This window comes from Streptomyces sp. NPDC088730, assembly GCF_044751215.1.
Lineage (GTDB): Bacteria > Actinomycetota > Actinomycetes > Streptomycetales > Streptomycetaceae > Streptomyces.
This window is the reverse complement of sequence record NZ_JBIVLK010000021.1, coordinates 49,818-64,372: the sequence shown is the minus strand read 5'-3', so window position 1 is coordinate 64,372 and position 14,555 is coordinate 49,818. Positions and strand designations below refer to the sequence as shown.

The 14,555-nt window shown below is 75.0% G+C and carries 5 protein-coding genes; all 5 read left to right on the top strand.

Translation table 11 applies throughout. The features are described 5' to 3' along the window. Nucleotides 1–11 precede the first annotated feature (11 nt). The 5 genes from ACIP89_RS34795 to ACIP89_RS34775 are packed head-to-tail and all read left to right on the top strand — an operon-like array spanning nt 12 to nt 14,550. Nucleotides 12–1,358, top strand: a complete 1,347-nt coding sequence (locus ACIP89_RS34795) for an MFS transporter (RefSeq protein ID WP_402118357.1) — start codon at nt 12–14, stop codon at nt 1,356–1,358. Then, nucleotides 1,342–4,860, top strand: coding sequence for an amino acid adenylation domain-containing protein (locus ACIP89_RS34790; RefSeq protein ID WP_402118355.1), 3,519 nt, complete (start codon nt 1,342–1,344; stop codon nt 4,858–4,860). Before ACIP89_RS34795 ends, ACIP89_RS34790 begins: the two co-directional genes overlap by 17 nt. Then, nucleotides 4,845–5,897: a MupA/Atu3671 family FMN-dependent luciferase-like monooxygenase gene (locus ACIP89_RS34785; protein WP_402118353.1), complete on the top strand. Its 1,053-nt coding sequence runs from the start codon at nt 4,845–4,847 to the stop codon at nt 5,895–5,897. The genes ACIP89_RS34790 and ACIP89_RS34785 overlap by 16 nt, the downstream gene beginning before the upstream one ends. Next, nucleotides 5,897–10,600: an amino acid adenylation domain-containing protein gene (locus tag ACIP89_RS34780; protein WP_402118352.1), complete on the top strand. Its 4,704-nt coding sequence runs from the start codon at nt 5,897–5,899 to the stop codon at nt 10,598–10,600. Before ACIP89_RS34785 ends, ACIP89_RS34780 begins: the two co-directional genes overlap by 1 nt. After that, a complete protein-coding gene (locus ACIP89_RS34775) occupies nt 10,597–14,550 on the top strand; it encodes an amino acid adenylation domain-containing protein (protein ID WP_402118350.1) in 3,954 nt (1,317 codons plus the stop codon). The genes ACIP89_RS34780 and ACIP89_RS34775 overlap by 4 nt, the downstream gene beginning before the upstream one ends. Nucleotides 14,551–14,555: the final 5 nt, after the last annotated feature.

Sequence of the window (14,555 nt, the reverse complement as noted above, 5' to 3'; positions counted from 1 at the left end):
GTTTCTCGGGAATGGGGCCCTTTCTCCTCGTCTGGTCCGGTCAGGCGGTTTCCCTGGCAGGCAGCGCGGCGGTCCGGTTCGCCTTCATCGTCGAGGTGTGGTCGTCCGGTGAGCGGGCGACCGCCGTCACCATTCTTTCGCTGTGCGCCATGCTGCCGCAGGCCATTTTCAGTCCCATTGCGGGCGCAATCGTCGACCGGATATCCAAGCGCGCCGCGCTGCAGATAGCCGACGCCGGCGGGCTCCTCGTCGTGGGCTCGCTGGCCCTGCTCCACTACATCGGCGCGTTCCAGGCCTGGCAGGTCTATCCGGCCTCGGTGCTGCTCGGAGTCTGTGCCGCCTTCCAGTTCCCCGCACTGTCCTCGGCCGTTCCCCTGCTGGTCCGCAAGGACCAACTGGACCGCACCAACGGCATGTTGGCGGGGGCCAAGAGCGCCGCCGGAATCGGCGGCCCGGCACTGGGCGGTCTGCTGCTCGCGCTCTTCGGGATCGGCCCGACGCTCCTGGTCGACGTGGCGAGCTACACGTTCGCCCTCATCGGCGTCCGGGTCGTGCGCTTCGCCGGTGACCGGGTCACGACGAAGCCCGGCGCGCCTCGGCGGCGGATCACCGCCGACTCCGTCGAAGGGCTGCGCTACCTGTTCCGGGTGCCCAGCCTGCGCGACCTGATCATCAACTTCTGTGTCGTCAACCTGGTCATGGTCTTCGGCTTCGCGCTCATCTCGCCGATGGTGCTGATCCGGTCCGGGAACGGCGCACTCGCCGCGGTGAACACCTCGGTGGGCATCGGCGGGGTGGCCGGCGCCCTGCTCATGGCGGCCTGGGGCGGCCCAGCGAACCGGGGCCGGGGCATGATGCTCGGCGTCGTCGGCATGTGCCTCTCCGGACTGGTGGCGATGGGCCTGGTGGGCGGGGTGGCCGGCTGGTGCCTGACCATCCTGGTCGGCGCCCTGCTGATGACCGTGGTCAACGCCTCGATGCAGACGATCGTGCAGACCAAGGTCCCCCACGAGTGGCAGGGCCGGGTCTTCGGCGCGGTGATGTTCCTGTCACAGATATCCGTCCCGCTGGCCATGGCGGTCTCCGGACCGCTGGCCGACCACGTCTTCGAACCGCAGGCCGCCCAGGGCTCCGGTCTCTTCACCGTGCTCGGCCCGCTCGTCGGTGACTCCCCGGGCAGCGGCATGGCGGCCATGTTGTTCCTGGCCGGCGTCTGCGGGACCGGGGTCGCCCTGTGGGGACTCGCCAGCCGTTCGATCAGGGACATCGACACCCTGCTGCCCGATCTCGACGCTCCGCGCGAACCGGCCGGGCAGAGCGACAACCAGGGAGGTGAACGCGATGAGGTGCGCGCATGAGCTGTTCGAGGAGCAGGCGGCCCTGACCCCCGGCGCGACCGCGCTGATCCACGGCGACGAGCGGACCGGGTACGCCGAACTCGACGCACGGGCGGACCGGCTGGCCGGCCTGCTGACCGCGAGGGGCGTCCGGCCCGGCGACACGGTCGGGGTGTACCTGGAGCGCTCCGCCTCGCTCGTCGTGGCGGTGCTGGGCATCCTCAAGGCCGGGGCCGGCTATGTGCTGCTCGACCCGGACTTCCCCGCCGAACGGCTGCGCGTGATGGCCGAGGACGCCCGTGCGGCCGTGGTCGTCTCGGCCCGGGGCACCGCGTCCGACGGGCTCGGCGCGGCGCGGGTGGACATCGAGGACGCCGCCGGCGCGCGCCCGCTGCCGCACGGCACGGTCCGGGTCCGGCCGGACGACATCGCCTGCGTGATGTTCACCTCGGGATCGACCGGACGCCCCAAGGGCATCGCCGCCTCCCACCACGCGCTCACCGCGACGCTCACCGGGCAGGACTTCGCCTCCTTCGGGCCCGGCGCGGTCTGGCTCCAGTGCGCGCCGCTGTCCTGGGACGCGTTCGCCCTGGAGCTGTGGGGGCCGCTCATGAACGGCGGGACCTGTGTCCTGCACCCCGCCGGGCGGCCCGAACCCCTCCTGATGGCGCGGCTCGTCGCGGAGCACGGCATCACCTCGATGTACCTCTCGGCGTCCCTCTTCAACGTCGTCGTCGACGAGTACCCGCACCTGCTGGACGGGGTGCGGGAGCTCGTGGTGGGCGGCGAGGCACTCTCCGCGCCGCACGCGGCCCGCGCCCTGGAGCGCAGCCCCCAACTGCGGCTGAGCAACGGCTACGGCCCCGTCGAGTGCATGGTCTTCCTGACCGTCCATCCGGTGACCCGCGCCGGGCTGGGCGACGGCCCGGTGCCGATCGGCCGCCCGCTCGCGGGAAAGCGGCTGTACGTCCTCGACGAGGAGCTGCGGCCGGTACCGGACGGGACGGCCGGTGAGCTCTACGCGGCCGGCGCGGGCCTCGCCCGTGAGTACCGGGGCCGGCCCGCGCTGACCGCGGAGCGCTTCGTCGCGGCTCCGTCCGGCGAACGCGTCTACCGCACCGGTGACCTCGGCCGGCGGCGTGCCGACGGGGTCCTCGAATACCTGGGACGGGCCGACAGCCAGGTGAAGATCCGGGGCTTCCGGGTGGAGCCGGGCGAGGTGGAGAGCGTGCTCGCCCGGCACCCCGGCGTCGGCCGGGCCGCGGTCGTCGCCCATGACCACCCGGCCGGTGACCGGCAGCTGACCGCGTACGTCGTGCCGGCCGGCGGCGACCGGCAGGGCCTCCGGGAAGCGGAGCTGCGCACGTACGCCCGCGAGATGCTGGCCGACTACCTGGTGCCGGCGGCGTTCGTGGTGCTGGACGCGCTGCCGCTGACGCCCAGCGGCAAGCTGGACCGGGCCGCGCTGCCGGAGCCCGGAGCCGCGGCGGCCGTGACCGGCCGGACGGCGGCGGACGGGACCGCGGCCGCGCTGTGCGAGCTCTTCGCCCAGGTGCTGTGCGCGGAGGCGGTCGGCCCGGACGACGACTTCTTCGCCCTCGGCGGCCACTCCCTGCTGGCCGCCCGGCTGCTGGGCCGGATCCGCACCGTGCTCGGCGCCGAGATCGACATCCGGACACTGTTCGGGGCACCCACCCCGGCGCTGCTCGCCCCCCTCGTCGACACCGCTCCCCCGGTGCCGGCCGAGGCCCCGGCCGGCGCCGCCGCCCCCGGAGGGCTCCCGGTCTCGCACGCGCAGCACCGGCTGTGGTTCCTGGACCGGACGGGGGCCGGCGCCGCGTACAACCTGCCGATGCTGGTACGGCTGCGCGGCGCGGTCGACGCGGCGGCGCTGGGTGACGCCCTGGCCGAGGTCGCGGAGCGGCACGAAGTGCTCCGTACCGTCTTCGAGGAGGCCGACGGCTCCCCCGTACGGCGGGTCCTGGGCGGGGCGGCCGGGCGGCCGCCCCTGCGTCAACTGAGCGTCGCCGGGGGCTCGCTGGACCGGGAGATCGAGCGGGAGGCCCGTCGCCGCTTCGATCTCGGGGCCGAAATCCCTTTCCGGGCCACCCTGTTCACCACCCGGGAGCGCAGGGACGAGCACGCGCTCCTGGTGCTGGTCCATCACATCGCCGGGGACGGCTGGTCCCTGCGCCCGCTCTTCCGCGATCTGTCCCGCGCCTACGCGGCCCGGGTCTCCGGTGCCGGCGCCGTCCTTGAGCCGCTCGCCGTCCCGTACCCGGAGCACGCCCGTCACCAGCTCGGCCGGCTCGGCTCACCGGCCGATCCGCACGCGCTCGCCGCCCGCCAGCTCAGGTACTGGCGCAAGGAGCTGGACGGGCTGCCGGCCGGCGGACCGCTGCTGCCGCGTCGCGCCGGGCAGCCGGCGGTACCGGGGCCGGACGCGCGGGTCGTGGTGGCCCGGCTGGACGCGGCGGCCCACTCCAGGGTCGTCGAGTCGGCCCGCTCCCGGGGCGCCACCCTCTTCATGGCCCTGCACGCCGCGCTGGCCACCGTGCTCCTGCGGGCCGGTGCGGACGAGGACCTGGCGGTCGGCGCGCCGGTGGCCGGCCGGGCCGGGGACGGCGGCGTCGAGGACGTCGTCGGCTTCTTCGTCAACATGCTGGTGCTGCGCACCGATCTGTCCGGCGACCCCACCGCGGCCGAGCTGCTCGCCCGGGTACGGGAGACGGACCTCGCCGCGTTCAGCCACCAGGACGTGCCGTTCGAGGACGTGGTCGGGGCCCTCAACCCGCCGCGCAACCCCGGCCGTCAGCCGTTCACCGATGTGGTCCTCGCGCTCCAGAACAACGCGCGGGCCGAGGTCGCGCTGCCCGGCGCCGAGCACGGCGTCGAAGTCGTGCGCACCGGCGCCGCCCGGTTCGAACTCCTGGTGGACGTCACGGACTCCACCGCGCCGGACGGTTCCCCGGACGGGCTGACCCTGACCTTCGAGTACCGGGACCAGGCGCTGGAGGCGGACTTCGTCCAGTGGCTCGCCCGCGCCCTCCCCGAGGCCCTGGAGGCAGCCGCGGCAGCGCCGGGCACCCCGCTGTCGCGGCTGGTCGCGAGCCCGCCGCCGCGCCGGGCCGGAGAGGGCGACCGGGTGGCGGTCGCGAGCCGCCGGCCGAGCCCCGCCGATCGTCCGATGACCGCTCTGGAGCGGGAGACCGCCGCCGTGTGGTGCGAGGTCCTCGGTGTGCCGAGCGCCGGCCCGTACGACGACTTCTTCGCGCTCGGCGGCAACTCGCTGCGCGCGGTACGCGTCGTGGCCCGGCTGGCCGCCGGCCGGCCGGTGACCGTGGCCCAGCTGTTCGCCGCCCCGACCGTCGCCGCCTTCGCGGCCGAGCTGGAACGGGCCGCCGCCCTGCCCGGACCGGCCGCCTCCACCCCCATAACGCGCCGCCCCCGGGTGCCGCGCCGTCCGGAAACCCCCACCCAGCCCAGCAGGAAGCAGGAGGAGCGGCAGTGGACCTCAGTGTGATGTTCTTCGGTGCGGACAGCACCACCGCCGGCGAGGCCCGGCACACCGAGACGTACGAGGACATCCTCGCCGTGGCCCGGACGGCCGACCGGCTCGGGTTCCACGCCGTCTGGACCCCGGAGCGCCACTTCCAGCAGGTGGGACAGGTCTTCCCCAGCCCGCCGGTGCTCAGCGCGGCGCTCGCCGTCGCCACCGAACGGATCGGGATCCGCGCGGGCAGCGTCGTCCTGCCGCTCCACCACCCGCTGCGGGTCGCGGAGGACTGGGCCGTCGTGGACAACCTCTCGCACGGCCGGGTGGGGCTTTCCGTGGCCACCGGCTGGCACTCCAAGGACTTCACGCTGGCCCCGGAGCAGTACGCGGACCGGCGACGGACCGCCCTGGAGACCATCCCCCGGCTGCGGGCGCTGTGGGCGGGCGAAGCGGCCGAGTACCCCGACGGCACCGGCACCCCGGTCGCCGTGACGCCCCAGCCCCGGCCCGTCCAGGACACCCTGCCGCTGTGGGTCACCACGTCCGGCAACCCGGAGACCTGGTCGGCGGCCGGCGGACTGCGCGCCGGAGTGCTCGGCGCGACCGTCGGGCAGAGCCGGGAGGAGCTGGCCGAGAAGATCGCCCTCTACCGCAGCGCCTGCGCGGCCGCCCCCGAGCAGCGCGGCACCGACGCGCACGGCCGGGTCACGCTGATGGCCCACACCTACGTCGGCGCCGACGACGCGGAGGTGCGCCGGATGGCGGGCGCGCCCCTGAAGGCGTATCTCGCCTCGTACGTCCGCCAGACGGCGGCCAACCGAGCGGCGGACCCCACGACGGCGCAGCTGACCGAGGAACAGACCGCGATGCTGGCCGACTTCGCCTTCGAACGCTATCTGAGCTGGGGCAGCCTGCTCGGCTCCCCCGGGCACTGCGCCAAGATGCTCGCCGATCTGGCCGAGCTGGGCGTCGACGAGGTCGCCTGCTTCATCGACTTCGGCATCGGACGGGACGACGTACTGGCCGGGCTGCACCGGCTGGCCGAACTGAAAGAGAACCTGTGATGAGCGCCCCCACCGTCGCCCGCGCCGTTCCGGGCGCCGCGTCCCCTTCCATGGCCGACCGGTTCGGCGCGCTCGGCCGGGAGCAGCGGGTCCGGCTGATGCGCCGCCTCCTGGAGGCGGGCCGGGCCCGTGAGATACCGGCCGTCATCCCGCCGCGCGATCCGGCCCGCCGGGTGCCGCTCAGCCCGGCGCAGCACGACCTGTGGGTGTACGACTCGCTGTATCCGGGCACTCCCGCGCTCAACCTGTGCGCCGCGTACCACTTCGAGCGGCCGGTGGACCCGGCGCATCTGGCGGCGGCGCTGACGCTGATCCAGCGTCACCACGACATCCTGCGGACCCGGATCGTCATGGACCCGGCGGGTGGGCTGCACGTCGAATTCCCCGAGGACGGGGAGTTCGACCTGGAGCGGGAGGACCTGCGGGGCACCGGCGGGACCATCGACGCGGCCTTCGAAGCGTTCCGCAACCGCCCGTTCGACCTGAGCCGGGACAAGCTGATCCGGGCCCGGTTCGTCCGGGTCGACGGGCGTCGTTCCACGCTGATGCTGAGCCTGCACCACACCATCAGTGACTGGTGGTCGTTCGACGTGCTCCAGAACGAGTTCGCCCAGGCGTACGGCGCCCTGCGCGACGGTGTCGAGCCGCCCCTCACCCGGCCCAGGATCCAGTACGCCGACTTCTCGTCCTGGCAGAGCGAGCTCACGGAGGCCGGGGTCTTCGGGAGCCGGCTCGACTTCTGGCGCCGCTATCTCGCCGACCCGCCCGGTCCGCTGACCGTGCCCGGTGCCGGTACCGGCACCACCACGGAGGGCGACGGCATCGCGAACGTCCCCTTCCGCATCGACGCGGCGACCACCGCCGCCGTACGGGCCCTGGCCCGGGAGCGCGGTTCCTCCGTCTACGTCGTCCTCATGGCCGCCTTCGCGGTCCTGGCGCACCGGGTCAGCGGCGCGGAAGACCTGGTGATCGGGACCCCGATCGCCAACCGGGCGGCCAAGGGCCTCGACCAGGTCATCGGCTACGTCATGAACGCCGTGCCGACCCGCTGGCAGGTGCGCCCCGACCGGTCGTTCACCGATGTGCTCGCCGGGTTCGCCGCCGACTTCCCGGATCTGATGGCCAACGCGGACGTGCCCGTCGGCCGGATCGTGTCGGCCGCCGCGCCCGAGCGCAGCGCGGGCCGGGCCCCGCTGTACCAGTGGGTGTTCATGCACCTGACGCAGCAGCCGAGCGTCACGGTGATGAAGGAGTTCGCGGAGCCCGAGCGCATCCACACGGGCGGCGAGCACGATCTCGTCGGTGTGGTGAAGGACAGCGGCGACGGCATGGAGGGCAGCTTCGGTCTGCGTACCGATGTCTTCAGCCCGGCGGCGGTGGCCCGCTGGACGCAGTGCTACGTCGAGTTGCTGCGGCGGATCACCGCAGAGCCCACGGCGCTGATCGGGGACATCGACCTGGTGCCGGAGGCCATGCGCGGTGAACTGCTTGCCGCTTCCGCCGGTTCCGCCGCCCCCGGCCCGGAGTCGCTGCCCGCTCTGGTGAGCCGGCGGGCGGCCCGTACGCCGGACGCGCCCGCCATCGAGTCCCCGTTCCCCGGACGCGGTCTGAGCTATGCCGAACTGGACGAGCGGGTCGCCCGGCTGGCCGGCCGCCTGGTGCGTCTCGGTGCCGGTCCGGGGCGGATCGTGGCGCTCGCCCTCCCGCGCGGCAGCGACTGGCCGGTGGCGGCGCTGGCCGTCCAGCGCGCCGGCGCCGCGTACCTGCCCGTCGACCCCGCCCATCCGGCGGAGCGCGTCCGCCGGGTCCTCGACGAGGCCGGGCCGGTGCTCCTCATCACCGAGCCGGGTGCCGTGCCCCCGGTGACGGACGTACCGGTGCTGGTCCTCGACGAGGACGCCTGGGCCGGTCCGCCGCTGCCGCCGGGCGGCCCGGAGCCGCACGACGTCGCGCACGTCATCCACACCTCCGGTTCCACCGGCACCCCCAAGGGAGTGCTGGTGACCCATGCCGGTGTGGCCGCGCTCACCAGGAGCCTGGTGGACGGCGTCGCGCTCGACCCGGGGAGCCGGGTGCTCCAGCTGGGACCGCCCACCTTCGACATCTCCGTCGGCGAACTGTGCCTGGCCTTCGGCTCGGGCGGCACCCTGGTGCTGCCGCCGCCGGGGCCGCTCGTGGGCGACGGTCTCGGGGCGGTGCTGACGGAGCGGCGGATCTCCTGCGCGTTCGTCCCGCCGTCCGTGCTCGCGACGGTGCCGGCCGGCCCGCAGCCGTGGCTGCGCGCGCTCGTCGTCGGCGCGGAGGCGTGCCCGCCGGACCTGGTGGCGCGCTGGGCCGTCGGGGGGCGGCGCTTCCACAACGCCTACGGTCCCACCGAGTCCACCGTCGTCGCCACGGTCTCCGGGCCGCTGGACGCCGACTCCACGGTGCCGCCCATCGGTTCCCCTGTGGCGGGCACCACGGCCTACGTCCTGGACGAGCGGCTGCGGCCGGTGCCGGCCGGGGCGGGCGGCGAGCTCTACCTGGCGGGCGCGGGCCTGGCCCGCGGCTATCTGGGGCGTGCCGCGCTCACCGCCGAAAGGTTCGTCGCCGATCCCTACGGCCCGCCCGGCAGCCGCATGTACCGCACCGGCGACCTGGTCCACCGCGACGACAGCGGGATCACGTACTACCTGGGGCGCGGCGACGAGCAGGTGAAGCTGCGCGGCCTGCGGATCGAACCGGGCGAGATCGCCGCCGCGCTGGTGGAACACCCCACCGTGGAGCGGGCGGTGGCCGTCGTACGGCACGACCGGGGCACCGCGCAGCTCGTCGCGTACGTGGTGCCCGCGCGGGGGGCGGAGCCCGATGAGGACGCGCTGCTCCTGCACGCGGCCGGACGTCTGCCCGCGGCCATGGTCCCGGCCGCCGTGGTGGTGCTGGACGCGCTGCCGCTGTCGTCCCACGGCAAGCTCGACCGGTCCGCGCTGCCGGCACCGGCCGAGCGGACCGGGGACACGGTCCGGCTGCCCGGATCGGCGCGCGAGGAGATCCTCTGCGGGCTCTTCGCGGAGCTGCTGGACGTCGGACAGGCCGGTGCCGACGACGACTTCTTCCGGCTCGGCGGCGACAGCATCATGGCGATCCAGCTCGCGGCACGGGCCCGCGCGGCCGGTCTGGTGCTCTCCCCGCACGACGTGTTCACCGTGCGCACCCCGGCCCGGCTGGCGGCGCTGGCCCGTACCCCGGAGAGCGAGGGCCCGGCCGAGGAGGACACCGGGACCGGACGGCTGCCGCTCACCCCGGTGATGCACTGGTGGCGCGAACAGGTCGGGGACACCTCCGCGTTCACCCAGTCCATGCTGTTCCCGCTGGCGGCCGGCACCGGGCTGGCGGCGATCGAGGCGGCCGTCGCCGCGCTGACCGAGCGGCACACCGCGCTGCGGATGCGCCTGGTGCGCGACGACGACACGGGCTGGGAGTTCGACGTGCCCGCCGCCGGAGCGCCCGCCGGGGCGCGGGCCGTCCGGCTGGCCGTGCCGGCGGACACCGATCTGCACGCGCGGGCGACGGAGCTGGCGCGCACCGCCACGCTGCGGCCGGAGGACGGCGAGATGGTGCGGGCGCTGTGGCTGGACCCCGGGCCCGGCCGGCCCGGCGCCCTGGTCCTGACCGTGCACCATCTGGCGGTCGACGGCTTCTCCTGGCGGGTGCTCGGCCAGGAACTCGCCTCGGCCCTCGATCCGCGTCCCGGGGACGCCACCGCTCCCGCCACCGCCTCCTTCACCCGCTGGTCCCGGCTGCTCTCCCGGGAGGCCGGACTGCGCACCGATGAACTCCCCTGGTGGGAAGGGCAGCTGGCGGACCCCACGGCACGGCTCACCGACGGCGGGCAGCCGGGCGGACACCGGGAGACGTTCACCTTCGAACTGGGCGCGGCGCTGACCCGGAGTGTGCTCGTCACGCTGCCGGCCGGTTTCAACTGCCGTCCCGACGCGGTGATGCTGACCGCGCTCACGGCGGCGGCGGTCCGGCGCCGGGGCACCGGATCCGCTCTCCTCGTCCACCTGGAGGGGCACGGGCGGGAGGCGATCTCCACCGAGGTCGACGTCTCCGCCACGGTCGGCTGGTTCACCACGCAGTACCCGGTCCGGCTGGACATCGGAGCCGCCGCCGTGGAGCCCGGCGGCCGGCCGGGCGAGGCCCTCAAGTGCGTCAAGGAGCAGTTGCGGGCGGTGCCGTCCGGCGGGCTCGGCTGGGGGCTGCTCCGCCACCTCCACCCGGAGACCGGTCCGGCGCTCGCCGCGCTGCCCGCACCCGATGTCCGCTTCAACTATCTGGGCCGGTTCACCGCGACCGACGCGGCGGGCGGGCGGCTGCTCGATCTGGGGCCGGACGCCGTGCCGCTGGCGCACACCCTGGAGGTGGACGTGCTGGCCCGCGAGGAGAACGGCGAACCCCTGCTGGAGGCGAGCTTCTCCTACCCGTCCGGGGTGTTCACGGAGGAGGAGGTGCGGGCCCTGGCCGGGGACTGGTCAGAGGCGCTCGGCGTCCTCGCGGACCACAGCGGGCCGGACGGCCCAGCCGTCCACACCCCGTCCGACTTCCCGCTCGTCGACCTCACCGGGGACCAGCTCGAACTGCTCGCGCAGGACATGGACTTCGGTGACCTCGACGGCTTCGGCACCGCGCAGCACGACGACGAGGAAGGAGAACGACGATGAACGCGCGCATCGCGGACGTACTGCCGCTCTCCCCGCTCCAGGAGGGCCTCCTCTTCCACGCCGCCCGGGAGACCTCCGGCCCCGATCCCTACCTGGTGCAGGCCCGGTTCCGGATCGGTGCCGCGACGACCGGGCGCACGGTACGGGACGCGGTCACCGCGCTCCTGGACCGGCACCCCAATCTGCGCTCCTGCTTCCGGCACGAACGCCTGGACCGGCCGGTGCAGGTCGTGCCGGCGGCGGTTACGGTGCCGTGGACCGAGGTGGACCTGACGGGCCTCGCCCCGGACGAGGCGCGTGTGCGGGCCGACGAGGTGCTGCGCCAGGACGCGGCGCTCCGCTTCGACCTGGCCCGGCCGCCGCTGGTGCGGGCCACGTTCCTGCGGGACGGCTCCAGCGGCGACCTCGTCGTGTCCTTCCACCACATCCTCCTGGACGGCTGGTCGATGCCGGTCGTCGAACGGGACCTGGCGGCCCTGGTGGCGGGCCGTCCGCTGCCGCCCGCGGCGCCCTACCGGGACTATCTGGTGTGGCTGGGAGGCCAGGACCGCGGCAAGGCGGAGGCCGCGTGGTGCGAGGCGCTGGAGGGCCTGGAACGGCCCGCGCTGCTGGCCCCCACCGGCCCGGACACGGAGCCCGACCGCGACCGGCTGTGGCTGACCACCGGCCTGACCGGGACGCTGGTCAGCCGGGCCGCGGAGGCCGGCGTCACCCTGAACACCCTGGTGCAGGTCTCCTGGGCCCTGGTGCTGTCCAGACTGACGGGCTCCCGCGACCTGGTCTTCGGCGCGGTCGTGTCCGGACGCCCGCACGATCTGCCCGGCGTCGAGTCCATGGTGGGCCTCTTCATCAACACCCTGCCGGTACGGGTCCGGCTGCGGGACGGCGAGCGGGTGGACGAACTGCTGCGCCGGGTGCAGGACGAGCAGTCCCGGCTGCTGGCCCACCACCACGCCCGCGCCGCGGAGGTGCAGCGTGCGGTGGGGGCCGGTGAACTCTTCGATTCGGTCCTCGCCTTCGAGAACTTCCCGAGGACCGACGGGAGCGAGGACGCCGCGGGCCCGGTGCGCCTGGCGGAGGTGACGGACGCGACCCACTACCCGGTCACCATCGCGGCGGTCGCGGAGGACCGGCTGCTGCTCTCCGTGAGCTGCCGCCGGGGCATCTCGGCGGCCGCGGTCACCGCCCGGCTGGCGCACGTACTGGAGCGGCTGGCTCGTTCCCCGCGGACACCCGTGGAAGAGATCGACGCCCTGCCCGCGGCGGAGCGGCACGAGCTGCTGGCCCTGGCCGGCGGACCGTCCCGGACGCCCGCCGCACCCGCCACCGTGGTCGGACGGTTCGCCGCCCAGGCGGCCCGTACCCCCGACGCCCCGGCCGTCGACACGGACGGCGAGATCCTCAGCTACGCCCGGCTGGACGCCGCCTCCGACCGGCTGGCGGGCCGGCTCGTCCGGGCCGGGGTCGCGCCGGGGCGGACCGTGGGCCTCCTGCTGGCCCGCTCCGCGGACGTGGTCGTCGCCCAGCTCGCGGTCCTCAAGGCGGGCGCCTGCTGGCTCCCCCTCGACCCGGCGCACCCGGCGGAGCGGCTGGCCCGGCTCCTGACGGCGGCGGAGCCCGCCCTCGTCCTCACCGACCGGCCGGATTCCGCGGCGACCCGGCTGCCCGACGGGACGGCGGTGCTGGACCTCACGGAGGAGTCCGGCCCCGAGCCCTTCGACGGGGTGGAGTCCTCCCCCGGCGCCGCCGCCTGCGTGATCTACACCTCGGGCTCCACCGGCGAACCCAAGGGAGTGGTCGTCCCGCAGCGGGCGATCACCGAACTCGCGGCGGACGGCCGGTTCGCGGGCGGCGCCCACCACCGGGTGCTGCTGCACAACCCGTACACGTTCGACGCCTCCACCTACGAGGTGTGGGTCCCGCTCCTGAACGGCGGGACCGTGGTCGTCGCCCCCGCGGAGGCGATCACTCCGGACCTGCTGAAGCGGGTGGTCCCCGACCGGGGGGTCACCGCGCTGATGCTCACGCCCGAACTGCTGCGCACCGTCGCGGAGATCGCGCCCGACGCGCTCTCCGGACTCCGCGAGGTGTGGTCCGGCGGCGACGTCCTCGCGCCCGGCACCGTGCGCCGTCTGCACGAGCACTGCCCGGGGACCGTCGTCGTCAACGGATACGGGCCCACGGAGACGACGGTGTTCGCCACCGCGCACACCGCCACGGCGGAGTCGGCCGGCCACCCGGGGGGCGTCCCCATCGGGCGCCCCCTGGACAACACCCGCGCGCAGGTCCTGGACGACCGGCTGCGCCCCGTTCCGGCGGGCGCCACCGGTGAGCTGTACCTCGGCGGCAGCGGGCTGGCCCAGGGCTACCTCGGGCGGCCCGCGGCCACCGCGGAGCGGTTCGTCGCAGATCCGTACGGGCCGCCGGGCAGCCGGATGTACCGCACCGGGGACCTGGCCCGCCGGATGCCCGACGGCGCGCTGGAGTTCGCCGGCCGGGCCGACGACCAGGTCAAGGTGCGCGGTTTCCGCGTGGAGCCCGCCGAGGTCGAGACGGTGCTGACCGGCTGCCCCGGCGTGAGGCGGGCCGTGGCCGGCGCCCGGACCGACGCGGCGGGCGGCAAACTGCTGGCCGCCTGGCTGGTGCCGGACGACGCGGCCGAGCCGTGGCAGGCGCTCCTCGACCGGGCACGGGAGCATGCCGCCCGGCAGCTCCCCGCGCACCTGGTGCCGTCGCTGTGGGCCCGTATCGACGCGGTACCGCTCACCCGGCACGGTAAGGCCGACCGGGCCGCGCTCCCGGAGCCGGGGCCCGCCGGGCAGCCGGCGGCGCGGCGGAGTCCGGGCACTTCGCGCGAGCGCGAGCTGTGCGCCCTGTTCGGCACGGTGCTCGGCCTGCCGGCGGTCGGTCCCGACACCGACTTCTTCCTGGCGGGCGGCCATTCGCTGACCGCGCTGCGGCTGAAGTCGAAGATCGAGACGGTGCTCGGGGCCCGGATCCCGCTCTCCGCCCTGTTCGACGCCCCCACCCCGGCCGCACTCGCCGCCCGGCTCGACGCACCGCCGTCCGGGCAGGACCAGGCTCCACGGATCGCGCTGCGCCCCGGCCGGGGCCGTCCCGCGTCCGGGAAACAGGGGGCAGAACCGCAGCACAACGGACTGGCGCCCGTGCTCACCCTGCGGGCCGGCGGGAACCTCACCCCGCTGATCTGCGTGCATCCGGGGCTCGGCCTCGGCTGGTCGTACGCGAACCTGCTGCCGCACCTGGATCCGGCCCGCCCCGTGCACGCCCTCCAGAGTCCGGCGCTGCTCACCGGGGCGGCCGGGCTCCCGGCGTCCATCGGCGCGATGGCGGACCGGTATCTGCCGCGCGTCCGTGAACTCCAGCCCCGGGGGCCGTACCTGCTCCTCGGCCGGTCCTTCGGCGGAGCGCTCGCGCACGAGCTGGCGGTGCGGCTGCGCCGGGCCGGCGAGGAGGTGCGGATGCTCGTCGTGGTGGACGCCATGCCGATGCCGGAGGAGATCCTCGGCACGCCGCTGGACCCCGGCGCCGTCGAGGACGAGATGCTGCGCATCCTGCTCCACTCCCACGCCCCCGGCGCACCGGTACCGGACGACGGGCGGCTGGACCGGGCCACGGTGTTCTCCACCGCCCACGAGGGAGCCTTCGACGGCCTCTCCGAGGCCGCCCTGCACACCCTGGTCGACATCGGGGCGCATCACAGCGCGCTCGTAAGGACCTGGCGGCCGTCGCGCTACGGAGGCGGGCTCACGCTCTTCTCCGCGACGCACGACAGCTGGCCGGGCACGGCCGAGAAGACCGCGGCCTGGCGGCGCGTCACCGCCGCGCTCGACGTGCACGAACTGGACTGCGGTCACAGCGACGTACTCAATCCGGGCCCGGCGGCCGAGGTCGCCGCGGTCCTCGAATCCGCCCTCCGAGGGGACTGAAACCC